Origin of the sequence: Serratia quinivorans (assembly GCF_946227985.1) — a bacterium.
GTDB classification, from domain to species: domain Bacteria; phylum Pseudomonadota; class Gammaproteobacteria; order Enterobacterales; family Enterobacteriaceae; genus Serratia; species Serratia quinivorans_A.
In genome coordinates, this window is record NZ_CAMKGL010000003.1 from 1 (window position 1) to 26,982 (window position 26,982).

Consider the following 26,982-nt stretch of genomic DNA (forward strand, 5'->3'; position numbering starts at 1 on the left):
ATGTAGAGATGTTTTATAATGCTAAACGCCGCCACAGTGCCTGTGAGGATCAACCCCCTGCAGTTTATGAAAGTGCCTGGTTCATGAGGCACGGAACCGTCTAGGAAATCCGGGTCTATTCACTTTCATGACCAGACTTTCCGCACCTGCTTTGCCATCCATATAGGTTTGCAGGTTGGCAAGCTGGGTCCGCGCCTCAAGCAACTGCGATAATGAATCGACTTTGCAGGCAATGGCATCGGGAGCAAAATCATCCATGCTCTCGAAAGTCATATCGACCATCAGTTGCCCTTCCCCCGTCAAGGTGTTAGGCACTGCAAACGCCAGGCGAGGCCGCATTGCTTTCATGCGTTCGTCGAAGTTATCGATATCAATGCTCAGGAACTTCCTGTCGGTTACCGGAGGCAATGGCTCCAACGGTTTACCGGACAGATCGGCCAGAACGCCCATAACAAACGGCAGTTCTATTTTCTTTTCACTGCCATAAATCTCCACGTCATACTCAATCTGTACGCGTGGCGCACGATTACGTGCGATAAATTTTTGCGAATTGCTTTTGCTCATAGTAGTCAATACTCTTTAATAACCGTTTATAGATAAACCGTCGTTCGCCTGATGGTTAACGTTCAGATAATTAGACAGCCTCGCCTCCCTGTTATTTATAAACAAGCTCAACCCCTGCTACCGAATGAACTTTCCCGGCAGTAACGGCTGAGTCCCCCTTTGCATAATAGCTCGCTGTAAACCTGTGACTTAATGGTTCAGCAGCAGCTGAAATAATATAATCCTGCCCTGTTGCAGCATTATCAATAATAACCTGCGCACTGTTTTCTTTTCGTAAACGGATTTGCACATTACGACTAAGCAGAGTACCTGCATCATTCACTAAATTTCCCGTTTCCGTATCTAAACCAGAAACACTGCTATTAAAAAACACCGTCACGGTTCGGCTGGCAGGGCAATCTTTCAATGTAATATCAAAAGGCACGCTTCCTGCTTCATTGCCATTTTTTTTGAGAGACTCTACCGCCACACGGGGTAAGGTAACGACTTCATTATTGCTGGCATTATTAATTACCACGTTACAAGTCTCGTCAGTATATTTACCGGTAAAATAAACGTCTATTGAGCAATCCGTCGAGCAAGCCTTCGCCGTTAACATCGATTGACTCACAATAAATACCGTATATAAAGCAATACGGATAGACTTCATGCCCGGAGTGGTAATAATAGTTAATGGCATAAAACCTCTACCTGGGTAATAGCGCCCGCGGCGCTCTTGATTTTTTGGGAAATAGCGTTATCCGAATAAATGGTACAAAGGCGTACGCCGGATGCATTTTTCACGTACAGGTTATTTTTCTGTGCTTGCCAACCGCGAATAAATGCCACCCCCCCTTGCCCGATAATGCCGAGATTGTTGTTGCCTTCATCGACCATATTCGCGCCAATCGGGAAAGGCTTGCCTTGCTGGTCACGAACAACCAGCACGACAGGATCGCCAACCATCGTTTTAACGTCGACTTTGATTGCCGCCCCCATGCGGGGAATAACGGTACTTTCGCTTTCCAATACATCAACCGTATCCGGCAGTCCCTGGGTGTTCACCGCCACGGTATTCTCGCGATAAGGCGTCAGGGATGGCACGATGGCATACCCGTTCGCATCAATTCTTGAGCCATATCCGTTGAGCATTCTGGCGCCTTCGGCGCCCGGCGCGTTTACCAGCGCAAACGGATAGTCGCCCAAACGCGGTCCCGCAGTAATGCCGCCGCTATGTGCCACCAGGCTACCGTTCGCCGAGAACGAAAGCTGACGCGATTTATTCCCTACCGAAGCGGTAGAACCGAATTGCCCCACCGGGGAGTTGTAGTTCACGTTGCCGTTAAAGGCGGTTTGGGAAGAATCATGCTTCGCACTGGAAACTGATGTTCCGATACCATAGTTCAGCTCGTTTTGATCGCCCTGACTGCCAATGGCGTTTGCCTGAACCGAACTGGCGCCACTGTTGTCGTGAGAGACGGAAGAATATAGCGAGCTGAATACGGGTTTCTCCGTAATGCTGCTTTGCCCCAAAGGAACGCTAAAGGAAAGCATAACGCTATTCACATCTCGCCCTTCTCTGCTATAGGATCGCGAAGCCGAAATTCCCCAGGAAAAATAGCGCTCGGACTTGTTATACGAAATCATGTACTGGCTGGTAGATGAACGATCCCCCCAGTAATTATAAAAATTACCGGATAAATTCAGCCTTCCACTATTCCACAGCGGCTGGCCGACATTAATGGTGAAGCGCTGCCGGGTGCGATAATCCACCATATAGCGATCGTTCTTTTCGCCATATCGATCCAATGCCGCATCTCGCAGACTGTAAAATCCACTCGATGAATAGCGGTAAGCCGCCAGAGTGATGTCAGTTGATGTCGAATCCACATATTTGCTAAACCCGACATTGAAACTGTTGCCGGCGGAGATTTTGTCATTTCTCAGTTCGCTGCGTGCCCGGGTCATATCCATCGATACACCGCCCAGCGGTGTATTAAACGCATGCCCCACCCCCAACGCGACGTAATTGTCAGAAAGCTGGCCGCCGCCGTAAAGCGTATACATGTTGCCGATACCGTATTGATAAAAACCCTGCGCCAGGCCTGGTTCTTCCAATAACGAATCATCCCGCAATTTACCTACCGTAACGCCAAAACGGGCAACACCGGCATGCAGTAACATAGGGGGAGCCGAGAAAGGCACAACCTGAATTTTCTGACGGCCATCAGCTTCCGTCACCGTTACCTGCAGATCGCCACCGTAACCCATAGCGCCAATATCGCTGATTTCAAAGGGACCCGGCGGCACCGTGGTTTCATATAAGATTTGACCACGCTGAGTCACCTGCACTTTAGCGTTGCTTTCAGCCAAGCCGCGCACTAAAGGCGTGTAGTATCGCAACCCTTCCGGCAGCATTCGATCGTCAGACTGCAATTGAATGCCCCGTACGGTCAGGCTGTCGAACAGATCGCCGCTGGTCGTACTGTCACCAAGCGTCAATTGGCTTTTCAACACCGGTACATCTCGTTGAAGATAGGTGAACAAGGATTGAGTATGCGACGAAGAATCGCTATTCCAATTGGTATTTATACGTTTACGCAGGCGCCAATCGGAAAAATTCAGCCCCGCCAACAGCCCTAAATTGCCGCTAACGGACCGCCCGTCATTACCTTTAAAGCGATCGGATGTCTGTTGAACGTAAAGGTTGGAGTTATAATCCAGCAGCCCTGCGGGAATGCCTGAATCCCAGGAGTTCGGATCGGTATAACCGCGCGGATATTGCACCAGATAAGCTTGAGGGACCACGAGGTCGAGATGAAAATCCCCGGATGCGTAATTGGCTTCAGCGCCGGCAATCCACTTATCAATCATGGCGCACTGCGCTTTGTCCTCGGAGCCATTTTTATCCGTTATCCTGGTCATCGGACCGGCCGTAACCTTGATACCCAGACTGGTCAGTTCCTGCTGATTAAAGCAAGGCTGCGCGCCAATCCTGCCCTCAACCGGCATGAATACCACTTTACGCTGCCCCCGACTTTCGCCATTCACGACAACGGAGACCACATATTCACCTGCGGGGGTTGGATTGCCCTGATAATATTGAGAAACGTCTACACTAAGACCGTGAATGAAAGCACCGTTAAACTTCACATCTTCAGAACGAGCGTCATGTTCGATTCTGCCCGGCACATTACCGGAATTGCTCTGAGCAAACACAGAAAAGCTGAGCCCTAAAGAAGTAATGAGGATATGTCGGATCGCATACGTTATCTTAGATACGCATATTGCTTCTCGCTCACATTTCTTTATTTCCTTCGGTTGCACGTCCATGTCTCCTGAACACAATGTGTGAATTCCAGAACGATAATAAATAGCCGTTCAGATCTGAACGGATAATCACCACCACTTATTAGTCCGTTATTCTTTTATGGTTAATCCCTTTCCTGATGCAGGAATCAATTGGTATTTAACCACACTACCATAATCGCCAATCAGATTAATATTCGCGCCATTTACAGTCACTGGTGCATTGTTTTTATTTTCCAATAAGAACTCTTGACTGCCAAAAGGCGGAATCATATCAACACTCAGGGGGTATTTAACAACACCCGCGGTTATTGATGCCGAATCGAACGAATAATAATACGGAGTAGGATTAGTTACTTTAATGCCTTTCGCCGGGCTGATAATTTCCCACTGTAACTTGCCAACCTCATTCGTGCTGCTGCTTTTCAGCACGGTCGGTCGATAGAAAATTTTAATCCGCGTTCTGAATGCCAGTTCAAGGTGATCGGTTTCCTTCGCCGTATCCTTCACCGGCGGGATTTCCAGCAGGTTAAACCAAAATACGGACTCCCGATCTTGTGGCAAGTTCATGCCGTTATAAATAAGGCGTATACTTTGCCCCTTTCCCGGTTCAACACGATACACGGGCGGCGTAACGGTAAAAGGCACTTTGACGCTATTAATATCATCAGTAGCGCTGCCATCGTCAACCCAAACCTGCGCCAGTAAAGGCATGGTTCCCTTATTGGTGGTTCTCACCGTTTGCTCACGTTCAGCTGCCGGAAAAATAATACGGGTCCCGGAAATCGTCATGCCAGCAAAAGCCATCTGGGTTGTTAATGCCAGAAAGATAAAAGCATTGGTTAATTTTGAAAATATTGCACGTTGATATTTCATAGCACTACCCTGCGCGTATTACATCCCACCTGAAAAAAGTAAACAGGAGCATTTCTCAATAAGGGGCGAATATCCGCCCCATTTTCAACCTTGAGGCCGATTTATTACGGGTAAGCCAGGGTATAACGCGCCTGCGCATAAACCAGACCGGCGGTAGTCGCCGCAGTCGCGTAATAACCACCGAAGTAATGCATAGTCGCTTTACCAGCGGTGACATCCGCCGCAGCACCAGTGTCACCCGGTTTCAGCTGTTTCTCGTCAGAGTTGTACAGACGGACCTGAACATTGGTGGCTTTGGTGCCTCCCCCCCTGATACTGGTTAGTCAGGTTACCCGTTGAGTTATCCACGCCTGTGCTACCGATACCCTCAAAATGCGCGGCAACCTTGGTAATGCCAGTCGGACAGTTTTCAACATTCAGATCGAAACCTTTCGACCCAGCGCTGGTACCGGGAGCATTAAGGGTCTGAATGGAGACTTTTGGCAGTTGAACCTGGCGGTCAATCGAGTCGGTGACAATAGAACAGGTCTCAGCAATCAGCTCACCGTTAAAGGTTACCGTACCCTGCGTAGCAGCCAGAGCGGAAGTCGATGCTGCAGCCAGCGCCATTGCGCACAGCGTTAACGTTAATTTATGCATTAATAATTCCCTATATTTATGTAGTTAAAGTAAATTCAACGATAAAGATATCGTTTCCATATTTTCTTGAGTTTCCTTTAATCACTCTATGGCAGTCCCTCCATTTACATAACAACCTCAACTTCTCTCTCTTGTGAATAAATGACACGCATAGTTATTGTTTTACTCTTTTTTGCATCAGCGCCTGTCAGCGTTAAAACGGTAACGCCAATTTTTGGAAGAATATTTTTTTCGATAAAACGGATTAGCATCCTGGCCCCGGTTTCAGCTACCGGGCATTGCGCAACCACATGCTGAACCAATTCTTCGCTAAAGGTCAGCGCAATCCCATAATTCGCTTTTGCCCGCTCAGCAATACGGTTCAGGTGAATATTGACTATCTGCCGCAACGAGGCGGTTTCCAATGGGAAATAAGGTATGACAGTGACACGCCCCAAGAAAGCGGCGGGGAATACTTTCAGCAATGCCGGCTGCAATAACGTTAATAAGCTGTCTTCATCCGGCATCGTTTCCAGATCTGCGCAGGCGCTGCTGATTATTTCGCTGCCTGTGTTACTGGTAAGTAAGATAACGGTATTGCGGAAATCGATCCGGCGGCCTTCACCGTCTTCCATCGAACCTTTATCAAAGACCTGGAAGAACAGCTCGTGCACATCCGAATGCGCTTTTTCCATTTCATCGAGCAGAATAACGCTATAAGGTTTACGACGAACCGCTTCGGTTAATACGCCACCTTCCCCGTAACCGACATAGCCTGGCGGAGACCCCTTCAGCAAAGAAACGGTATGCGCTTCCTGATATTCGCTCATATTGATGGTGATAAGATTCTGCTCGCCGCCATAAAGCTGGCTGGCGATCGCCAACGCGGTTTCTGTTTTACCGACGCCAGAAGGCCCCGCCAGCATAAACACGCCAAAGGGTTTTTGCGGGTCGGCAAGACCGGCGCGCGCAGTCTGAATGCTCTGGCTTAGGCAGGTCAGCGCATATTGCTGACCAATCACTCTTTCAGAGAGGCGCTGCGGCAACTCCATTACTGCGCTAACATCATCCTTAAGTACCTGTCCAACCGGGATTCCGGTCCAGTTCGCTACGATAGAGGCAACCACACCGGCATTCACTTCAGCCTGGACCAGCGGCTGCTCGCCGCGAATTGTTCTCAGCGTTTCCTCAAGTTCATTCAAACGCGCCTGTAAATACTCGAATTTTTCTGATTTCGGGACCCGAGATTCTTCAACCGCAGCGGCCAAAAGTTGCTGACGCGTATCGATGATGCTGGCAACCAGCTCGCATTCCTGCGCCCAGCGGCGATCGAGAAGCGTCGCCCCTTCAGCATGTTCATCGATGGAATTCTGAATGGACTCGACGCGTTCACCGCCTTCTTTGCCGAAGTCGATTGCTTTTTCGAGCAAAGACAGTTCCGTCTGCGCCGACTGGCTGCGGAATTTCAGCATTTGCAATTCTTCCGGCGGCGCATGCTGCGCAACGGCAACCCTGGCGCAAGCGGTATCCAGCAGGCTAATCGCCTTATCAGGCAGTTGGCGGGCTGGGATATAACGATGGGAAAGTCGCACCGCCGCGCGTATCGCCTCGTCCATGATCCAGACGCCATGATGCTTCTCCAGCACCGGCAGCAACCCGCGCAGCATAGCGATAGCCAGCTCTTCGGAGGGCTCTTCAACTTGAAGCACCTGGAAGCGACGCGTCAGAGCCGGATCTTTTTCAATGTGACGCTTGAATTCGCTCCACGTAGTGGCGCCAATCGTACGCAACTGACCGCGCGCCAGCATGGGCTTCATCAGGTTGGCGGCATCGCCCGTTCCGGCATTACCGCCCGCACCGACCAATGTATGTACTTCATCAATAAACAAAATCACCGGCTCGGCGGAATTGGCGGCTTCTTCCAGTACCGCTTTTAAACGCGCTTCGAACTCGCCTTTCATACTGGCGCCCGCAGAGAGTGCAACCACATCAAGCGCCAGTAGGCGGACGCTCTCAAGCGAAGGTGGCACTTCACCGGCGACGATAGCCAACGCCAGGCCTTCCACCACGGCAGTCTTACCTACACCGGCCTCACCGGTCAGCAATGGATTGTTCTGCCGGCGGCGCAGCAAGATATCTACCAGGGTATTTATCTCTTTATCGCGCCCCAAAACCGGATCAATTTTCCCCTCACGCGCCAATGCCGTCAGATCCGTCGAATACTGCGACAGACCGCCCCCCTGCGTTGATCCCAATGCATTGCTGGCTTCGCCAGGAATGCCGGCTTCGTCTGGAATAACCGCGCCTCCAGCCAAATCGCTTTTTTCGGCCGAATCGCGAGTGATATAACCGAGATCTTTGCTTAAATGCTCCAGCGGAATCTTTTCGAACGCCGGGGAAATGGCAAACAGCGCGCGGCGTAATTCCATGGTGGTGAGCAGCGCAATAAGCAAATGGCCGCTGCGGATGCAATTATTGTGACATTCCAGACTGGCAAATACCCACGAGCGCTCGATGGCCAGCTCGATATGGTATGAGAAATCAGAGATAGAGCTAGCACCTGCGGGCAGACGCGTTAATGCCTGTGCGAAATCACGCTCCAGTATTTCGGCATCCACTTCAAAATGCCGAATGATATGCTTGATATCGCTATCTTGCTGTTGATATATCTGATTTAACCAGTGCACCAACTCAACGTACGGGTTACCACGCAGTTTGCACAACGTAGTCGCACTCTCTACGCTTTTAAACAAGCTAGTATTCAGCTTACCGAATAGGTTTTTTCTGGTTATCGCCACGATAAAACTCACCCTGTTTTAATTCGATTTTTTCATCATCATTCAATCCACTTTATCCATAGTGGATCTGAGAACCGTTTGGCTATAGAAACCTAGCGTAACGGTACGCTGCTTTACAATTATTCTAATTAACAAAAATTGAAATAAAAACCCTACAACGCGACACATAACATTTTTGAGAATTAAGCCCGGAAGTTATTCTCAGTCTCAGTCATTAATCGTTATTCTTTAAGAATAACGCCCGAAACATATTCTTAAAATTGCAAACGGGATTAATAATATCATCGTAAAAAAAAATTAACTTTATAGAATCGCTACTGCTAAAGAGAAAGGTTCGGCAGAAAGCCAGCGGGATACCCTTGATTCCGGGTATTGATCTCCTGATCGCCAAGAAAAGTTCTTTTCGCCGTTATAATTGACAGGGTGCCAAGTGGAACACAACTTCCTAGACTACTACAATCGAGAGCTGACATTTATCAGGGAAATGGCACAAGATTTTGCCGAACGACATCCTAAAATTGCCGGACGTTTAGGGATGCACGGCATCGAGGTTGCCGACCCTTACGTGGAGCGTTTGATTGAAGCATTTTGCTTTTTATCTGCCAGGACGCAAATAAAACTCGATGCTGAATTTCCTAAATTCACCCAGCGGTTACTGGATCTTATCTACCCAAACTATAATTCACCCACGCCCTCTATGGGCGTCGTCCAGCTGAAACCTAATTTGAGCGAGGGGGATTTAACGCATGGTTATAAAATCCCCAAAAAAAGTGCTTTCTATAGCAGGATCCTGCCGGGTGAAATGACCCGCTGTGAATTCAGGAATAACCAGGACGTTACCCTATGGCCGCTGGAGATAGCAGAAGTAAGACTGACGTCCGTACCGCCAGATATTCCTAATCTGGAAAATTATCGTCTCAATCATCACCAGTTGAAAGGCGCACTGCGGATCAAGCTAAAACTACAGGGTGACCTGGTTTTTTCTGCACTAAAAGGGCTGGATAATCTTCCTTTTTATATTCAAGGCGATGAACGCGTTGTGTCTCATACCTTTGAGCTCCTGCACGGCAGCCATGTTGCGACGGTGATCCGCAGCGGGAATAAAGAAAAACCCCAGCACCATGTCATCAACAATCAACCGCTTAAATTTGAAGGAATGGATCCGGACCAAAGCCTTTTGCCTCTGCAATGGAATATGTTCCATGGTCATACTCTGATTCAGGAATATATTGCATGCCGCGAAAGATTTTACTTTTTCTCTCTCACGCAGTTGGGCGCGGCATTGGAAGAGAATAATACGGATGAAGTAGAAATTATTATTCTCCTGAACAGATTGCCGCAGGATTTAATCGCTCATCTGGATAGCTCACGCTTTTTGCTGTTTTGCACGCCGGTGATCAATCTGTTCCCGAAACGGGTAGACCGAATCGAAGTCAATCGAGCGCTGAACCACTTTCATATTGTCCCGGACCGCACCCGCCCGCTCGATTACGAGATTTTTTCCGTTAATAAGGTTTTTGGCTTACAGGCGGAAACCAGTGAGGAGCTGACCTTTAACCCGCTTTATCAGACCCGGCACAGCGACACCGGCAATTTCGGACGCTACTTCTCGGTAAAGCGTGAAGTCAGAACAAAAGAAAGCATCAGTCGTAAATACGATACCCGAACACCTTACAGCGGCACCGAAATTTTTATCTCGTTGGTCGACCAACAAGAAGTGCCCTACGGGGAGAAAATTCGCTATCTGCTGGTCGACGCGGTGGTCACCAATCGTGATTTACCCCGTTTACTAACCAGCACGGGCAGCTTTGATCTCACCATGTCAGATTCCGTTCCCATTCATGGCGCCCGATTCGTAAGCTCGCCAAGCGCCCCCCGTGCGCCGTTCGCCGTTGGCGAGTCGGCATGGCGGCTCATTCGCCAGCTTAGCTTTAACTACCTGCCATTATCTGACATGGACCATGCTCAGGGTGGCGAGTCGCTACGTAATATGCTGCGGCTTTTCACTACCGCAGCCAATCTGGACTCCGTGGCACAGATTAACAGCCTGGTAGGATGCAAAACCGAGCCGGTAGTTCGCCGTCTGTCGGATGAAGGGCTGCTGGTTTACGGACGCGGAGTGTGCTGCAGCTTGACCGTAGACGAAGAGGGTTTTTCCGGAGTCAGCCCCTATCTCTTTGGCCTGATAATGGAAAACTATCTGGCGCGCCACGCCGCCATCAACATCTTTACTGAGACTGAGCTGCATTCAATGCAGCGTGGTTTAATCGCGCGCTGGAAGGCGCGGCCAGGCAGGCGAGGTGCGCTATGAATAATCGCGATGCCTCCCGGCAGCCTGCAAATCTGGACAACTGGTACGACACCGATAAACCCTGGGAAGCCGGTTTTATCAGCATAATGCGGGCTATTGCAGCCCACACGCCAGAGTCTCCGCCGCCGGGCAAGGCAACGCTGCCGTCGCAAGAATGCTTCCGGCTTGGGCAGGTTGCCAGTATGGCATTCTCGCCACGTGAGATTTCCGCTATTAGCCGGCAGGACGAAAAAGTCAAACTCCAGCTGTTTGGTTTAGGGATCTGGGGCCCGCAAGGTGCCATGCCGCTTCATCTTTCCGAACTGGCCTACTCCCGTTACGAGCAGCACGATCGTACGTTGACCGATTTTGCGGATATTTTTCACCACCGGGCGCTCAGTCTGTTTTATCGCGCGTGGTTTTTATCACAGGACACCGCCTCGCTGGACCGCAAAGACGATGAACGCTTTTCGTTTTATGTCGGGAGTCTGATAGGGCTGGATCCTGCCGAACTGCCCCCAGCGCCGCTTCCGATTCATACCCGGCTGGCCTCTTCAGCACACCTGATTCGCGAAGCCCGCAACCCGAGCGGCTTACTGGGCGCAATGCAGTATTACTTCGAAGTGCCGGTCCGCATGGAAGAATTTGAGCTGCAATGGATTTTTCTGGAAGGCAAAGATCAAACCGCGCTGGGCGACGATCGCTACGCCACACTGTTAGGCGACGGCGCCATTCTCGGTAACACCGTACTGGACAGGCAATACAAATTCAAATTGCTGATGGGGCCGCTAACGCTGGCCCAGTACACCCGTTTTAGCCCGTGGGGCCGCGACTTGACGGTGCTGCGCGAACTGGTGCGCAGTTTTATTGGTTTTGAATACGCATGGGATGTAGAGCTGGTGCTGGCCGCCGATCAGGTACCGCAGGCCACGCTGGATGGCAGTCATCAACTGGGCTACGCCAGTTGGCTGGAGCGAAATACCTGCGACTCGCCAGTCTCCGGCATGAGCTTCGAACCGGAAATGTATCACCGCTAGCGGCTCCCAACGGGCCGATTACGCACCACTCATGGATGAAAGTGAAGTCGCTATGAATCAGACACACAGCCTGAACTGTTCAGATTATTACCAGCACCTTATGCAACCCATTGAGGGCGATGCCCCCTGTGGTGAGAACCTCGATTACGATCCTGCCTTTATCATGCTGCAGTCCAGGCTGCAGCCCAAACTTGGTGTTGAATACGGCAATTTTTTTGAGGCGGCAGAGCCGATTAACTGGACGGAAACCGAGCGTGAATGCCAGGCCCTGCTGCAAAAAAGCAAGGACATCAGGCTGATTATCATCCTGATGCGCTGTCGATTACGCAAGATTGGCCTCCCCGCTCTGGCGGAAGGGGCTGAGACTCTGCATGCCTTGCTTCACACCTGGCCGGACGATCTCCATCCGCAGCTTTTGGACGAGGGCGAATTTACCCCCGCTCTGCGCGCCAATGCCCTGGCCGAGCTGGATGACGCCAATGGCTTATTGGCGGACTTTCGTAGCCAACTGCTGCCAAAAGCTGCCGGTCTGCAAGTCACCGTCAAAGAATTCGAGAAAGCGCATCAGATTCCGCGTGAAGAAGGCACGCTTTCGGATACTGCCGTCGCCGCACTGATCCATGAATGGCACCTCAGCGCCCGCGAGGGGATTCGTCCTTTGAGCCAGGCATATCATTTCATACTGGAGATGAAAAAAGCGCTCTCGGAGATGCTGGCGCAAGAAGCGCCGGAGTTTGACGCTTTGGTCAGTATTTTGAAGTTGTTCTCCGGCGAATTCGGCAGCGAACCGCCTGCTGCGACTGCTCCCTTTCCTGACCTCATTCCCGCCGCAGTTGGCGGGCAAGACGACTTGCCGGCACTCGCAGTTGAAACGCCCGTCGCTGCTGCGACGGCTGCGTCTCCCCAAGCTGAGGCTGCGATATGCACTGCGCCAGAGGTGCAACGCGGCATTGGCAACCGTATTGATGCGCTGCATCGCCTGCAAGAAGTTCGCAGCTGGTTTGCCATGACCGAACCCAGCAGCCCGCTGATTCAGGTATTGAAGTACGCCGAGGATAGCATCGGTAAAAATTTTGCCGACCTCTTAAAAATGTACCCTCCTGAAATCGTTGCAGTGCTGAATCAAGAAAAGGAATAAATGATGTTAAAGATCTCTATCATTATGCTCTCCGCCCTTATTCTGTCGCCTAATGCCGAAGCCATCTGTACGCTTGCCCGTGGTGCGCCAACCCCGCTCGCCATTCCCTCGCAAATCATTCGTATTGCCGCCGATGCGCCAGTAGATACTTCCCTGCCTATTGCTCAGTTCGATAGCCCGACACCGGGACAGGACATTGGCTACGATGATTGCCTGGTCGGTACGGAATACGGTAAACGTTCGCTCAACCTCATCGGCCAGAACGCCGCGACAAAAATCTTCCAAACCAATATTCCCGGCATCGGCATTAAATTGCTCGCGAGTAACGGTTCAGCTTTCGGTAACTTTCCCTCTACCGCTGGCATTAAATTTTCGGGGGGCGAATCAACGGGTACGTTCGATTACCCTGGACAATCTTTTTATCGTATCCAATTTTTTAAAACCGGCGATAACCTTCGTCTGAGCAACCCGATGGGGGATACCGTCCTGCCACCCGGCCAAATTGCTTACAGCTACCTTATGACGGCAAACCCGGCTTCTTTCGTTATGAATCTGACCATCGGTGAAATAAAGATTATCAGCACACCGGCCTGCACCGCAGATAGTGCGAAAACCGTCGATTTTAACGATGTCACCCCTTCGCTATTAAAAAACGGCGTTACGCGCAACCTGAATTTCAGCATCGTCTGCAAAAGTGACTACGGCTCCTATTCGGCCAAAGCATCGATCATTACAGCGACGCCCTCCTCCGACGCCTCATATATCCGTGCAAAAGATGCGGCAGGCAATCAGGACCGACTGGGAATAAAAATCACCGATAGTGCCGGTAAGGCAATGAAAGTCGACGGCAGCACGTCGGAACAAAAAAACAGTATCACCAGCCGAGGCCCCTCTGAATTTGCCTGGAACGCCACGCTGGTCGCCAGCAGTCAATCCGCCCCAACAGAGGGAGTTCTCTCCGCCAAAGCGGAAATCGTTTTTGATATTCAGTAACAGGGACTTTTTATGGTTCGGGAAAACAGGGATAACTCAGCAACAATTTTTATCAGCATAGCCAGCTACCGTGACCCGGAATTGCTGCCCACGCTGCAGGATATGCTGCGGCACGCCGCGCATCCTGAAAATCTGCATATCGCTATTTGCTGGCAGGATAACGAAGAGCGGAATGTTTTCGAACAGGCCGGGCTCGAGCCGGCTGGCAGTCGAACCGTCGCGGGGAATGAGGTCTTCGCTTATCGCTATCACCAGGCTCGAATCGATGTTGTAAGCGTCCATTATTACGCCAGCCGGGGAGCCTGTTGGGCGCGCAACCTGGCGGAAAGGCTGTTTGATAACGAAAGCTTTTTCCTGCAGATAGACTCCCACTGCCGCTTCGTTCCAAACTGGGATGAAGAAATGATCGCCATGCTGCGTCAGCTACGCGCAACGTCTTCTCTTCCCATTATTTCGTCTTATCCCCCGGCTTTTACCCCAGGAGAAAACGAAGAGGCGAGCAAGAATACTTACGTCAGTCGCTTAATTTTCCGTGAATACAACACGGAAGGTATACCGATGTTACGCTCCACGCCTTTTGAAGCAACCGCACCGATTCGCGGTAGCTATCTCGCCGGCGGATTCATCTTTACCGACGGTGGCTATGTTAGGAGCATCCCTAACGATCCGCAGATTTTCTTCGCCGGTGAAGAAATTGCCATGGCAGTGCGTGCATTCACCCACGGATACGATATCTACCACCCGCATAAACCGCTGCTCTGGCACTACTACCAGCGTAAGGAACACAACAAGATCTGGGGCGATCACACCAATCAGGCCAAAGATGACGGGGTGGTTGAGAAAGCGTGGTGGGAATGGGACAGCGTCTCGAAAAAACGTGTCAGAACCTTGCTGGGCCTGGAAAGCGAGAATGCCGCCAGTCTTGCCCCCTACATGTTGGGCAGCAGGCGTTCCCTACGACAGTTTGAGTATCAGGCCGGCATTTGCCTGAAAAACGGTACGGTTCTGCCTGAAGTGATGGGCCCGGAATTGACGAATTTTTTCCCCGTCCCTCCCACCGACGAAAAGGCATGGTTTGACCGCCAGTATGCCTACCATAAGAAAGCCATCACGCTGAATGCGTCGGAATATAGCAGCGTTGAACAGGACATGAACGACCTGCACCTGAGCGTTTATAACAAACAAAATGTCCTGCTGTATAAGCGCACGTTGGGAATGGAGGAACTTGAGGCGTTACGGAAAAAATCGCCAAATGACGGGCTGGTCCTATCAATCGAATTCAAAACCGCCAGCGCGGTCCACCCCGCCGTCGTACGGATATGCCCATGGTCCACGGCGTCAGGCTGGGGCACTATCACGGAGAAAGCATGGTGAAAAGCGAAACCTTTTTTTGCAGGCTGATTGGGATCGATACCCTGTTCTCTTTCGACGGGATCATTCCCTCCGCCGCAGATTTCCAGCTCAAGCTAACCTCGTTGATCGAGCTGCTCAATAAAGCTCTGCTGGCGGAAAACCAACTGCAGGCAGAGAGCGAGGCGCTCTGCCAGGCCTTGTGCGGTTATTTTGACAAGCGTCTCACTAACGACCCGCAGAATAACGCCTTATCCTGGCAACGCTATTCGTTGATGCACTACTTTTACGGCTACAACGAAACTAAAGAGGCCCCTACATTACCTGAACAGTTGAAGGTCTTATTGGAGACTGACAGCGAAGTGATTTTTCGCTACGCCTGGAAACTACTGATGCTCCTGATTCAGGTAGAAGGGCAAACTGAAACCTTGGTTTCGCTACGCTCAGCCTCCCGTGCCCGTTACTTTTCCCGTGTTCGCCCCAACTTAGCGCCACCGGAATCAGAGCCCACCCTCTGGGGGGCGCAAAACGATACGCTCCCAGATTCGCCGCGCCTGATGGTGTTTATTATTGGGCCGTTTGCCGGTAAATGGTTTAGCCAATCTGATCTTTCCACAAGCAACGACAGCGGGATTGTTTGGGTTGTCGCTGAACATGCGACCTCATTGGTTAAACGACTCGAGCATTTGAAGGAAAGCCACAGCTCGATGGCTACCCTCGCCTTTTTCCCGCTGCTTGCCGACGGATTTCAAAACAACGGCATCATGATTGAACAAATTACTGCATGGCAGTATGCCTTTTCATCTACGCGACTTCCCGAGCACTTGCCCTGCATGCTGGGGTTGTATACGCGCCTGAGCCAACAGCGCTACCCGCACGATCCCGACAGAGCAATCTGGACCGGAGGTTTAGCGGCACCTCCCTACGGAGGTCTGAAGCTGGAACCCCGCCTTATTGGGCTGATTGACGAGCTTGATGCCGGCGATGATGGCAACGATATTTACGCCATACAACGACACGCATTGGGCTCTACGTTCGTCGCCTGGCTTGCCGAAAATCGGATAATGACTGTTTTGCAAACGATGTTTGACAGCACACAGTTCGATTTTGTCGGCGTTACGCTGGCCGACCACGGGCAAGGATTCACCCGCCACGGCGCATGGTCCTCTTGGCTTGCGGAGAAGTACAGTATTCTGCCGGGCCTTTCCGCTTCAATTGCCATGCCTCCGCTGCCTGTGATTCCCCTCCCGCCGATGGTGGACACAGCGCCTTCTCCTCCCGCAGGAACTGTTCCAACGGTCATTGCATTAAAAACATCCCGTCGACACTGGCCAAAAATCACCGTACTCCTGGTTATGTTCGCTTGCCTGGCTGGCGGATTGAGTTATTACAACAGGTCATATTGGGGGGGAATACGTGACCCGTTGACCCAGCTAAAACCTTTTCAAACACTCTTCAAGGAGCCCGCTCCGGCCTCTGACGTCACCCAGTACACATTAAGTGGTACCGCACCGCTGTTTGAAAATGGCAGCAGTAACCTGATGCCCGATAGCGAAAAGATACTCGCTGAAATCGTGCCAAAGATGGTTCGCGTCCCAGAGCAAATGTTTCTCATCATCGGCCATTCAGACAACACAGGATCCGCCGCCGTCAATCTGGCGCTTTCAACCGAGCGAGCCCGGGTCATTCGGGACTGGCTGATTGAACACGGCAGCCTGTCAGCCAGCCAGTTCATCGTTGAAGGTGCAGGAAACTCCCGCCCTGTAGCCAGTAACGACACCCAAAAAGGGCGCGCGCAAAACCGCCGCGTTGAAATCATCCCATTATCGATGCAGAGCAATAAGGATTAAGAGAGATTCGCTTATGAGTAAAAAATCAATGACCTACTCCATTAATGAAGGCACTTTCATGACTCTGGATCATCCAGAAGATCAGTCGATTAATATTCTTCGCTATATGGACGATGACCATAACCCCTACAACATTCTGATTAACCGCGCCACGCTGGAAACAGATCAGACCGAGGATGACTTTTGCGAAAAGCAGTGGGAGAAAATGAAACACTCAGTCCCGGGATTCGAAGTGGAGGGAAAAAACCTGAAACATGAAATTGGCCCGGCTAAACTGCCCGTACTGCAGACCGCCAATAAATTTCTGGAGGACGGCGGCTGGGTCCGACAGGTCTCGTCCATCATTACACTGCCTCGGCACCCGCAGCTCAACCCAGATTCTCGCAAACTGTTGGTGTTTACATTGGCGGCAAACAATGATTTTACCGAAGCGCAGCGCAAGCATTACGTACGTATTATCAACAGCTTTATCCCTGTAGAAACCCCAATCAGCGTTGAAAGTTGATTCTTCCCTTCGCTCTGCTCCAAGGCCCCAAAAAAGGCCTGGGGCAGTAATTATTTATATCTCGATAAACTTAAGCAGACAGTAATATTGGTCAATCTACTGGCAACCCGGCAGGCTATTTGCCAGCAGGTCGGCCATAAAGGCTTGCAGTATCAATGGCTGGGAGACGCCTCTGCGCGTAATGGCGGTAAACGGCCACAGGGAACTGAACCGGCTGGGATCAATTTGGCGCATTCTGCCGGTTTCAACCCAGGGCGTGGCGTAATGTATCGGCAAAAAACCGATATAGGCCCCAGAGAGGATCAACAATGCCTGAGCTTCGATGTTGTCGACAGTGGCCGTCGCCTTGCTGGCCTGTAATAACCTGATGTCGCGTCTTTGCAGATACCCGCGCGCCACAATATGGCTCTCGCTGATCCTGGTGAGCAGCGCCTTTTCCGTTGGCAGCGAGTCAAACAACGGGTTGTGACGACCGCAATACAGGCCATCACTTTCCTCATACAAATGCGAATAGAACAGGCCCGGCACCTGCAGCGGAAAATGTCCTATCGCCACATGCAGCCGACCATCAAGCACGCGCTCCTCCAGTTCGGCCGGTGTGCCAATATAAACATCAAGCTGGACATCATCCCCCCGCGACATGAATTTCCTGAGCGTTTTGGGAAGCGGGGACACGTCATCCGTAATGGTGTTGTCGATGATACCGATATAGAGCTTGCCGAAAATATGCTGCGTCAGCGCATGGGTCTCCATGCAGAAAGTATCCACCGCCAGCAGCAGCCGATGCGCCGCCTCGTACGCCGCCACGCCGTGCTCCGTCAGGCGGAATCCACCACGCCCGCGTTCGCACAAGGTGAAGCCCAACCTGGTTTCCAGGGTGTTCATCTGCCCACTGATCGTCGACTGGCTGCTGTTCAGGGCGGCCTGGGCTGCCGCATATCCCCCACATTTGACCACCGTCATAAAAACTCTAAGCAATTTCATATCGACATCTTGTAGCTGTTTCACCGCCATTCCTCCTCGACGCCATTACAACGGAAACATCGATTTGAGTATCTAATGTTGCATATTTGTTTACTCAAAGTTAACGGCCATAGTGACTCAGAAGGTCGAAATAACTCAAGCCTTACCTTTTCAATCACCCATTACAGGAAGCACAAAGATGCAGAAAAACAGTTATGAAACAGGGCGTTTGAACTTGCCATTCGTGGGCCATTGCACCTTTGCCAAGTCACCCGTCTGCCTGGACTGGAACAACATAGACGCCGATGTGGCAATTCTGGGGGCACCCAACGACATGGGCACCCAGTGGCGGGCTGGCGCTCGCTTCGGGCCACGCAGCATTCGCGAAGCCTCAACGCTTTTTTCTTTCGGCCATTCTGGCGCCTACGACCATGAAGATGACACCACCTACCTGACCAGCGATCAGGTCCGCATGGTCGACGTAGGCGATGCCGACATCATCCACACCGATATGGAAGGCAGTAATGCCAACATCGAATTCGCGGTGCGTAAAATTCTTGAATCGGGAGCGATGCCGGTGGTACTTGGCGGCGATCACTCAATCCACGCTCCGGTAATCAAGGCCTACGCAGGGCGCGGTCCGGTACACATCGTGCATTTCGACGCCCACCTGGACTTTGTCGATGAACGCCACGGCGTACGCTATGGCCACGGCAGCCCATTACGCCGCGCCTCGGAAATGGACCATATCGTCGGTATGACGCAGATGGGCATCCGCAACGTATCTTCCTCAAACCGTGACGACTACGATGCGGCACGCAGCGCAGGCTCACAGATCCTGTCGGTCCGCGATGTGCGCCGCCTCGGCACCGAAGGTGTACTCGATTGCATCCCGGCGGGCACTGCCTACTACATCACCATTGACATCGATGGCTTCGATCCCTCTATCGCACCAGGCACCGGCACCCCCAGCCACGGTGGTTTTACCTATTACGAAGTGCTGGAAATTATCCAGGCCTTGTCCAAACGCAGTAATGGCAACGTCATCGGCATGGATCTGGTCGAGGTCGCCCCCGCTTATGACCCAACCGGGCAGACTTCGATACTCGCCGCACAATTGCTGATGAACAGTCTCGGTTTCATTTTCCACGACCGCGCCACCAGCAAAGCACGCGCTCTATAGCTATAGCCATCGCCGCGCACTGACGCAGCCAACCACGCTTCCCTGCCCGCGAACAAAATGCGGAAAACCTATTCGGAGACAGATTCATGGATGCACTTGTACAGCAATACCTGGATCAATTCGGTGTATCAGACGCGACACGTCACTTCCTCGCCAAGCCTAAAAAGATGTTCATTGGCGGGGCCTGGCTTGAAGGTAGCGATAACAACAGCGCCAACGTGATCGAACCCTCGACCGGCGGCGTGCTGACCCAGATCCCCATAGGTAGCCTCAGGGACCTGGATTTCGCCGTTGCTGCGGCTCGCAGCCAGTTCGATGGTGGCAAATGGCGCCGTTTGAAACCGCTTGAACGCGAACGCCTGCTACACCGTCTGGCCGACCTTATCGAAGCCAATGCCACTGAATTGGCCGAGATTGAGTCAATCGACATGGGTAAGTCCGTCTCGCAAGCACGGGATGTCGATATCCAGGGCACCATTGATACTTTCCGCTACTTTGCCGGTTGGGCCTCAAAACTGCATGGTCGCACCGTCGAACCTTCCCTGCCGGGTAATTACCTGGCCTACACGCGCAAAGAGCCCATCGGCGTCGTGGGCGTCATCGTGCCATGGAACTTCCCGCTGCAAACCATGGCATGGAAGCTGGCTGCGGCGCTGGCCGTGGGGTGCACCGTCGTGGTCAAACCGGCCGAACTGACCTCTCTGTCCACGCTGCGCTTTGCCGAACTGGTAAAAGAAGCCGGTATTCCTGACGGGGTAGTCAACATCGTTACTGGGTATGGCAGCGTGATCGGCGCAGCCATGAGCAGCCACCCTGGCATCGACAAGCTGACCTTTACCGGCTCGACCCCGGTCGGCCGCACCGTTGGCCAGAATGCAGTGAACAAGGTCAAGCGCGTTACGCTTGAGCTGGGCGGAAAATCGCCGGTACTGGTGCTGAAAGATGCCGATATTCCCGCGGCGGCGCGCGCAGTGGCCAATGGCGTATTTTTCAACTCTGGGCAAGTGTGCGACGCCGGTACCCGTGCGTACGTACACCGCAGTATTTACGATCAATTCCTGCAAGCCCTGGTGGCCTACACCGAGACCCTGAAGATCGCCCCCGGCCTCGATCCGGATTGCTTCATCAGCCCGCTGGTGTCCGCCAAACAGAAAGACAATGTCAGCTCATACATTGCCGTCGGCCTGCAGGAAGGGGCCAAACTGGCCTATGGTGGACGCACACTGGACGGCCCTGGCTATTTCGTCGAACCCACCATTTTTTCCCACTGCCACAACGACATGCGGATCGTGCAAGAAGAGATCTTTGGCCCGGTACTGGTAACCATTCCCTTCGATACCACAGAGGAAGCGGTCAGGTTGGCAAACGATTCATCGTTTGGCCTGGCCGCGGCGATCTATTCCAACGATCTGGGTCTGGTGCATAGCTTAATTCCGCAACTGCATGCCGGTTCTGTCTATGTGAATGCCCACAGCACTATTGATCCCTCCATGCCGTTCGGCGGCTTCAAAGAGTCCGGCTTCGGCAAGGATCTGGGGCCAGAACAACTTGACTACCTGATGGAAACCAAGGCGGTGTGGATCACCCTGCCCTAAGCGTTCTCATCCCGCCCGCTGCGGCCAGCCTATGGCTGCAGCAGGACGGAAAATAAGATCAGATCCCTTGAATTTTCAAGACTTCCACCAACATGACGGTGAGGTATTTCATGCAATCTGACGTAAACGCAGCCAAAGCCATCACCAGCGCTCAGGGCACCATCGAAGGGCGCTCGATTGACTTTGTTCCGGTTAGTGAAAGAAATGACAGGCTCTCCAGCCAGGGGCCGTTCTGGTTCGTCGGCAACTTTACCTTCTTTACCATGACGATTGGTTTTGTCGGACCGAGTGTCGGTCTCACCGCGCTCTGGACTACCCTCGCCGGTACCCTCGGCATCATGTTCGGCACGCTATTTATGGCGTTCCACGGTTCGCAAGGTCCGCATCTGGGGCTGCCACAGATGATCCAGTCCCGCGCGCAATTCGGTTATCGCGGCGTGGTGTTGGTATTGCTGGCAACCCTGTTTGTGTTCGCCGGTTTCAACATCGTTAACCTGGTGCTGATGATGCAGGGCCTGAAAACCCTGTTCAGTTGGAATCCGTTCCAGGTCGCCCTGGCCGTGACGGTGCCCGCCACCATTCTGGCCATCCTCGGGCACGACTGGATGCACAAGGCCTTCAAGTGGTCGCTGTATCTATCATTACCACTGTATGGCCTGGTGACCCTGGCCATCCTCATGGGTTGGGTACCGGATGCAAAGCCCCTTGCCGGCGCAACCCCAGCGGCAGCGTTAGGGTTCAACTGGACTGGCTTTATCGCCCAGTTCGCGGCAGCAGCCAGCTACAACATCGCCTATGCGCCCTATGTCTCGGACTACTCTCGCTACCTGCCGAAAAACACCCCAAGCGGCAAGCTGATCACCGCGGTATTCCTGGGTGCGTCGCTGTCGGGGGCCTGGATGATCGCCGTCGGCGGCTGGCTGGGCGCTCACCTGCACGCTACCGATGTGCTGGTATCGCTTAACCAGGTCGGTGCCGGCATTGCACCAAAGCTGGGTACCCTGGTCGTCGCCGTTGCCATCCTCTCTTTCCTGCCGGTGATCGCAATGAACATCTATAGCGCCAAGCTAACCGCCATCACCAGTGTCGACTCGTTCAGGAAGATCGCTCCCACAGCCAGGGTACGCATTGTGGCCATCATTTTTGTGGTGTTGCTGCAGCTGGGAGTGGCGATGACTATCTACAACTCAGGGTCGGGATTATCGGTGCTGAACATCTATCTGGTGCTGATGCTGTACTTCCTGGTGCCCTGGACCGCCGTCAACCTGACCGACTATTTCTTTGTGCGCAAAGGGCGTTATGCCGTGCCGCATTTCTTCATGTCCGGCAACAGCATCTACGGCTCCTGGGGCACCCGTGGCCTACTGGCTTACGCCATCGGTTTTATTGCGATGATCCCCTTCTTCTGCGTCTTCAACGGGAGCCAAGAGGTCTATGTCGGCTCGTTGGCCCGGGCCATGGGCAGCGTTGATCTGGCCTGGCTGGTCGGTCTTATCGTCTCGGGCGCGACCTACTACTTACTCTCCAACTCGCTTGATCTGGACAGTGAAGAACGTGTGATTAAGCACATCGAGCAACATATGCCGGAATTTACCACCGGGGACAAGAAACCTGTCTGAGGCTCGACCCGACGAAAGGAACCAAAAAATCATGGCGATCAAACAATACGATTACATCATTGTTGGGGCCGGCTCAGCCGGGTGTGTGCTGGCAAGCCGGTTGAGTGAAGACCCGAATGTCAGCGTACTGGTGCTTGAGTACGGCGGCAGTGACCGCAGCATTATCATCCAGATGCCGAGTGCATTTTCTATCCCGATGAATACCAAAAAGTACAACTGGCATTACCAAACGGCGGCCGAGCCGCACCTAGACAACCGCAAGTTGCATTGCCCTCGCGGCAAAGTACTGGGGGGGTCCTCGTCGATCAACGGACTGGTTTATATCCGTGGGCACGCTTGTGACTTCGACCAGTGGGAGTCGCTCGGCGCCAAGGGGTGGGGCTATCGCAACTGTCTGCCGTACTTTAAGCGGGCAGAGAATTACAAGTTCGGCGGTGACGACTATCGCGGCAGTGAAGGCCCCTTGAGCACCAACAACGGCAATAATATGGTGAACCCGCTGTATGGTGCCTGGATCGACTCCGGTGCCCAGGCAGGCTACATCAGGACCGATGACTGCAACGGCCATATGCAGGAGGGCTTCGGGGCGATGCACATGACCGTCAAGAACGGTGTGCGCTGGTCCACCGCCAACGCCTACCTCCGCCCAGCCATGCAGCGACCTAACCTGACAGTGATCACTCAGGCGATGACCCGCCAGATATTACTGGAAGGCAAACGTGCTATCGGCGTGACCTACGACCAGAACGGCGTTACCCATACCGTGCACTGCAAACACGAGGTGCTGGTGTCATCCGGCCCTATAGGTTCACCGCACCTGCTGCAACGTTCCGGCATCGGCCCGGCAGCCGTGCTCCGCGAAGCAGGTATTCCGGTGAAACACGATCTTCCCGGCGTCGGTGAAAACCTGCAGGATCACTCGGAAATCTATATCCAGTACGCCTGCAAAGAACCTGTTTCGCTCAATAGCAAGATGGGGTGGTTCAGTAAGGCATTGATCGGTTTGCGTTGGTTGCTGTTCAAGGATGGCCTGGGAGCAAGCAACCACTTTGAAGCCGGTGGCTTCATCCGTTCCGAAGTGGGGTTACGTTGGCCGGATATCCAGTTTCACTTCTTGCCGGCGGCCATGCGCTACGATGGCGATAAACCGTTTAAAGGCGATGGTTTCATGGTCTTGACCGGGCCGAACAAACCCAAAAGCCGTGGCTATGTGCGCGCTCGTTCAGCCGATCCTTATTCACACCCGGAGATCCAATTCAACTACCTGCAAAGCGAGGAAGATCGCGAAGGCTTCCGCCGCTGCGTACGCCTGACACGTGAAATCATCAACCAACCGGCGATGGATCGTTTCCGCGGCGTCGAACTGGCACCGGGACCCGATGTGACGACCGATGAAGAGATTGACGCCTTCGTGCGCGCCAACATGGAAAGCACCATGCATCCTTGCGGTTCCTGCCGTATGGGTGAAGACGCTATGGCGGTTGTCGACTCAACGCTGAAAGTGCACGGCCTGCATGGCCTGCGCGTGATCGACTCGTCGGTGTTCCCGACCGAACCGAACGGTAACCTGAACGCCCCCACCATTATGTTGGCCGAACGCGCATCGGATCTGGTAAGAGGCAAAACATTGCTGCCCGAAGCCGATGTTTCGGTCGGGTTGGCAGACCACTGGCAAACCCGGCAACGCACCAATAAGCCGCTACGTACGGTGGATGTATGAGCGGGGTATTCTAAATCCAGCTCCGTATCCTGTTAACAGCCCAGTGAGCACATCACCGGGCTGTTTTGCTTTTAGGGTATCCATATACGGAGCAAGACTGGCGGTTTGGTCGTCCCAAAATGCATTATTGGAACTCCGTCAATAATGGACATGGACGCCCAATGATTAGAGCTGCGCTCGCGTGCTGCGGCGCAACCAGCCATAAAGTTCGGCATTGCGCCGAAACCCCATTTTCCGCATCACACTCATCTTGTGGTTACTGACCGTTTTCACGCTGATGTCCAACATATGGGCAATTTGCGTGACGCCCAATTCCCACTTCATGCATCTCATGATTTCCTGTTCTCGCAGCGTCAGGATCCTTTGACAGGCACAAGCGCGTTTATGGCCAGGGCTGTCCAATGGCCATGATCGCTGACGCGCCAGCCCGGCGATAACCACCTGTAATACTGATGAAACCGGCATATCGTGACGGATCACCCCAGACTCAAGCACGCACCTGGCGCTAGCGCTGGCGGTGACAGAGTGCCGCTTATCCGGTTGACGCAGTGTGAAATACAGCGGTTTCCGCCCCGCTGGCGGTAACTCATATTGACAAAAACAGCTCAAATTGCCGGGGGAGAAATAGCGAAAAACCAAATCGGCCTCACTGGCCCGATCAATATCCACGATACGCACCAACACACCGAGCGAATTGAAGTGCTGCATTAAAACATCCTGTAATCCCTTGATGAAAAAAGTGTTCTTATCAGATAAGGCTATTGTCATTATGGAACTCATGCTGGCTCTCCTGCCTTTATTAAGCCTAACCACTGCCGTATTCGCCCTTAGGGGGTCTGACTATTGTCGATGCGCAATTCGTAAACCATGGTGGCATTCGGCGGCACTTTTGGCGGATAGCCCGCCTCGCCATAGGCAAACTCCGGGGGCACCACCATGGTCAATGAACCGTGATTGCGAAGATGACCCATCGCTTCCCGGAATAAAGGCGGATACGCGGAGAGCGGTTGTGAAAGGACTTTTCCGCTGAGTTCCATATCCTGGATGACGGTGCCATCGGTCAGCCTTTCCTTGACCACCACGTCAATCACGGCATCCTTGGCCAACTCGTGATCGCCGGCGTAATCCACCCGGTACCAGAAGCCCATCGCCGATTGTTTTACGCCCTTCTGTTTACTGAAACGGGCAAGATAATCCTGATCTTGTTGCACCTGCGCCTTGACCCGTTTTTCTCGCGCGGCACCAGCGGCGCTATCTGCTTGTTCCATCAGTCTGGTCAGCTCAGCCGGGGGCAACAATAAATGACCGGCAACCGCATCCAATACGCCAGCCAGCAAACTATTACGGTCTACCGGTACGCCCCAACTCTGGCGTTCAGCCATTAACCCATCAATATCCCGCCCAAGCGCACTGCCTGCCGCATAGGACAACCGCGTCTTTTCATCCTTTAGCTGTTCAGCCGTGACTTCCCACTGCCGGCGCTTGCGTAATTCCGTCGCCTCGCTCTGCGCTTGCACCAGCCGTTGCTGCTGCCCCGCCAGCTTCTGCCCATATTCCTGATTAGCTTGTTCTGTTGCGGACAATTTCGCTGTCAGGCTGGCTAATTGGCTCTCGGCCAGAGCCTGCGCCTTTCTGGCCTGCTGCATATCCTGTTGAGCTTGCTGCAGTAAAGAGGCCGTTCGTTGCGCATCCGGCGAACCACGCCAGGCCTGACTCAGCCCCGCCAAGGACTGCTGCAACAGCGACATGTCAGGCGGCACCGGTGAAGCACTAACGGAGGGTTTCTCGGCACGCAACGCGATAATCTCCTGGCGCAACGCAACCAGTTCTGCCTGTTGGCGAGTCAGCTGTTGCTCACTTTCCAACAGCGACCGGCGAAGCGTAAAGGCCGTCGAAGCACCGGCTATTGGGGGGGCTGCCCGCTTTGCGGTCTGGCGGGGATTGTTATCTTTCTTTTTGGCTGCCGCCGTTTTCTCGTCGCTGCGCGCTTTATCGCTCGCTGGCGTCTCCGGCTTAACATTCTGACGCTGGTATTGTTCGGCAAATTGCAGCAGAGCAGGTACGCCCTCATCTGCCTGTGCCTTACCCACGACCATCAGTGCCGTAAACCCCAAAAAAGCCAGCCGAGACAGCCGCATCATTTACCCAGCTCCCCGCGTTCCGCCAGGCCCGTCAGTACCGCCTGATTCACTCCGGCGCACAGTAAATTAACTTTATAGCGATACAGCGCATCCACGGTCTCCTGGGTATCGCCATTAACTTTGGTTCGCACCCCGGCGTACTGCGAAGCGCCACTCATCAAACTGTCGAAAGCCTGCTTATACTGTTGAAACTGCTTGGCATTGATATTACGCAGTGCGCCCAGTTGTTCCTGGCACTGCTGTAGCCGCTCAGCCTCACGCTGTTTGCGTAAGGTTTCCTCCGATATCTCCTTGGTGGCGCTGGCCTTCCCGGCGGTTACGGTTTTAGTCGACTTCGGGTTTTGACACGCCGTGGCCCCCATGACCACCAGACACAAGATCCCCATTCGGACGCTAAGATTTATATGCTTCACCATCATCTTTCCGGCTTCCTTTTTTAGATGTATTCCTGTCC

At 52.8% G+C, this 26,982-nt stretch carries 20 protein-coding genes and 1 pseudogene; 11 read left to right on the forward strand and 10 right to left on the reverse strand.

Going from position 1 to position 26,982, the window contains the following annotated elements:
- Positions 1-81: 81 nt before the first annotated feature.
- From tssB to tssH, 6 genes and pseudogenes are all read right to left on the reverse strand, one after another.
- A complete protein-coding gene (gene tssB, locus OCH02_RS11455) occupies positions 82-564 on the reverse strand; it encodes a type VI secretion system contractile sheath small subunit (protein WP_315899189.1) in 483 nt (160 codons plus the stop codon).
- Between the two features lie 91 nt (positions 565-655).
- Complete coding sequence (locus tag OCH02_RS11460; RefSeq protein ID WP_261431360.1) at positions 656-1,243, reverse strand: fimbrial protein; 588 nt, start codon at positions 1,241-1,243, stop codon at positions 656-658.
- The gene (locus tag OCH02_RS11465; protein WP_261431361.1) at positions 1,234-3,876 is read right to left on the reverse strand and encodes a fimbria/pilus outer membrane usher protein; all 2,643 of its coding nucleotides are present in this window, start codon (positions 3,874-3,876) and stop codon (positions 1,234-1,236) included. The genes OCH02_RS11460 and OCH02_RS11465 overlap by 10 nt, the downstream gene beginning before the upstream one ends.
- A gap of 87 nt (positions 3,877-3,963) precedes the next feature.
- Complete coding sequence (locus OCH02_RS11470; protein WP_410001254.1) at positions 3,964-4,710, reverse strand: fimbria/pilus periplasmic chaperone; 747 nt, start codon at positions 4,708-4,710, stop codon at positions 3,964-3,966.
- 122 nt (positions 4,711-4,832) lie between these two features.
- Positions 4,833-5,367 (reverse strand): annotated as a pseudogene (locus OCH02_RS11475) (fimbrial protein).
- Positions 5,368-5,471: 104 nt separating this feature from the next.
- The gene (tssH, locus tag OCH02_RS11480) at positions 5,472-8,144 is read right to left on the reverse strand and encodes a type VI secretion system ATPase TssH (RefSeq protein WP_261431363.1); all 2,673 of its coding nucleotides are present in this window, start codon (positions 8,142-8,144) and stop codon (positions 5,472-5,474) included.
- Between the two features lie 430 nt (positions 8,145-8,574).
- Between tssH and tssF the strand changes: the two genes are divergently transcribed.
- From tssF to OCH02_RS11515, 7 genes are read left to right on the forward strand one after another with little or no spacing between them, the layout of a single operon-like run.
- Positions 8,575-10,455 (forward strand): type VI secretion system baseplate subunit TssF, encoded by a 1,881-nt coding sequence (gene tssF / locus OCH02_RS11485; RefSeq protein ID WP_261431364.1) that lies wholly within the window; start codon positions 8,575-8,577, stop codon positions 10,453-10,455.
- The gene (gene tssG, locus OCH02_RS11490) at positions 10,452-11,471 is read left to right on the forward strand and encodes a type VI secretion system baseplate subunit TssG (RefSeq protein ID WP_261431365.1); all 1,020 of its coding nucleotides are present in this window, start codon (positions 10,452-10,454) and stop codon (positions 11,469-11,471) included. The genes tssF and tssG overlap by 4 nt, the downstream gene beginning before the upstream one ends.
- Before the next feature lie 52 nt (positions 11,472-11,523).
- Positions 11,524-12,609 carry an ImpA family type VI secretion system protein gene (locus OCH02_RS11495; RefSeq protein WP_261431366.1) on the forward strand — a complete coding sequence of 362 codons (1,086 nt, stop codon included), beginning with the start codon at positions 11,524-11,526 and terminating at the stop codon, positions 12,607-12,609.
- Complete coding sequence (locus OCH02_RS11500) at positions 12,610-13,602, forward strand: fimbrial protein (protein WP_261431367.1); 993 nt, start codon at positions 12,610-12,612, stop codon at positions 13,600-13,602. It abuts the gene before it with no gap.
- A 12-nt stretch (positions 13,603-13,614) separates the two neighbouring features.
- Complete coding sequence (locus OCH02_RS11505; RefSeq protein WP_261431368.1) at positions 13,615-14,976, forward strand: UDP-N-acetylglucosamine-transferase; 1,362 nt, start codon at positions 13,615-13,617, stop codon at positions 14,974-14,976.
- Positions 14,970-16,802, forward strand: a complete 1,833-nt coding sequence (locus tag OCH02_RS11510) for an OmpA family protein (protein WP_261431369.1) — start codon at positions 14,970-14,972, stop codon at positions 16,800-16,802. Before OCH02_RS11505 ends, OCH02_RS11510 begins: the two co-directional genes overlap by 7 nt.
- 13 nt (positions 16,803-16,815) lie before the next feature.
- Positions 16,816-17,307: a DcrB-related protein gene (locus OCH02_RS11515; RefSeq protein ID WP_261431370.1), complete on the forward strand. Its 492-nt coding sequence runs from the start codon at positions 16,816-16,818 to the stop codon at positions 17,305-17,307.
- Positions 17,308-17,403: 96 nt separating this feature from the next.
- On the opposite strand, the gene OCH02_RS11520 is transcribed toward OCH02_RS11515, so the two are convergent.
- Positions 17,404-18,315 carry a LysR family transcriptional regulator gene (locus OCH02_RS11520; protein ID WP_261431371.1) on the reverse strand — a complete coding sequence of 304 codons (912 nt, stop codon included), beginning with the start codon at positions 18,313-18,315 and terminating at the stop codon, positions 17,404-17,406.
- Positions 18,316-18,469: 154 nt separating this feature from the next.
- Here OCH02_RS11520 and speB point away from each other — a divergent pair, with 154 nt between their 5' ends.
- The 4 genes from speB to betA all read left to right on the forward strand — a co-directional run bounded on the left by speB (position 18,470) and on the right by betA (position 24,387).
- Entirely contained in the window at positions 18,470-19,453 is a 984-nt protein-coding gene (gene speB, locus OCH02_RS11525; protein ID WP_261431372.1) for an agmatinase, read from the forward strand.
- Between the two features lie 86 nt (positions 19,454-19,539).
- Complete coding sequence (locus OCH02_RS11530) at positions 19,540-21,048, forward strand: aldehyde dehydrogenase family protein (protein ID WP_261431373.1); 1,509 nt, start codon at positions 19,540-19,542, stop codon at positions 21,046-21,048.
- 110 nt (positions 21,049-21,158) lie between these two features.
- On the forward strand, positions 21,159-22,667 hold the full coding sequence (locus OCH02_RS11535) for a purine-cytosine permease family protein (protein ID WP_261431374.1): 1,509 nt from the start codon (positions 21,159-21,161) through the stop codon (positions 22,665-22,667).
- A gap of 31 nt (positions 22,668-22,698) precedes the next feature.
- Positions 22,699-24,387: a choline dehydrogenase gene (betA, locus tag OCH02_RS11540; protein ID WP_261431375.1), complete on the forward strand. Its 1,689-nt coding sequence runs from the start codon at positions 22,699-22,701 to the stop codon at positions 24,385-24,387.
- A 165-nt stretch (positions 24,388-24,552) separates the two neighbouring features.
- Here the strand turns inward: betA and OCH02_RS11545 are convergent, their stop codons facing one another.
- The 3 genes from OCH02_RS11545 to OCH02_RS11555 form a co-directional block, all read right to left on the reverse strand.
- The gene (locus OCH02_RS11545) at positions 24,553-25,095 is read right to left on the reverse strand and encodes a helix-turn-helix transcriptional regulator (protein WP_261431376.1); all 543 of its coding nucleotides are present in this window, start codon (positions 25,093-25,095) and stop codon (positions 24,553-24,555) included.
- A gap of 119 nt (positions 25,096-25,214) precedes the next feature.
- Complete coding sequence (locus OCH02_RS11550; protein WP_410001255.1) at positions 25,215-26,525, reverse strand: FKBP-type peptidyl-prolyl cis-trans isomerase N-terminal domain-containing protein; 1,311 nt, start codon at positions 26,523-26,525, stop codon at positions 25,215-25,217.
- Positions 26,525-26,947 carry a hypothetical protein gene (locus OCH02_RS11555; RefSeq protein ID WP_261431379.1) on the reverse strand — a complete coding sequence of 141 codons (423 nt, stop codon included), beginning with the start codon at positions 26,945-26,947 and terminating at the stop codon, positions 26,525-26,527. Before OCH02_RS11555 ends, OCH02_RS11550 begins: the two co-directional genes overlap by 1 nt.
- Between the last annotated feature and the right edge of the window lie 35 nt (positions 26,948-26,982).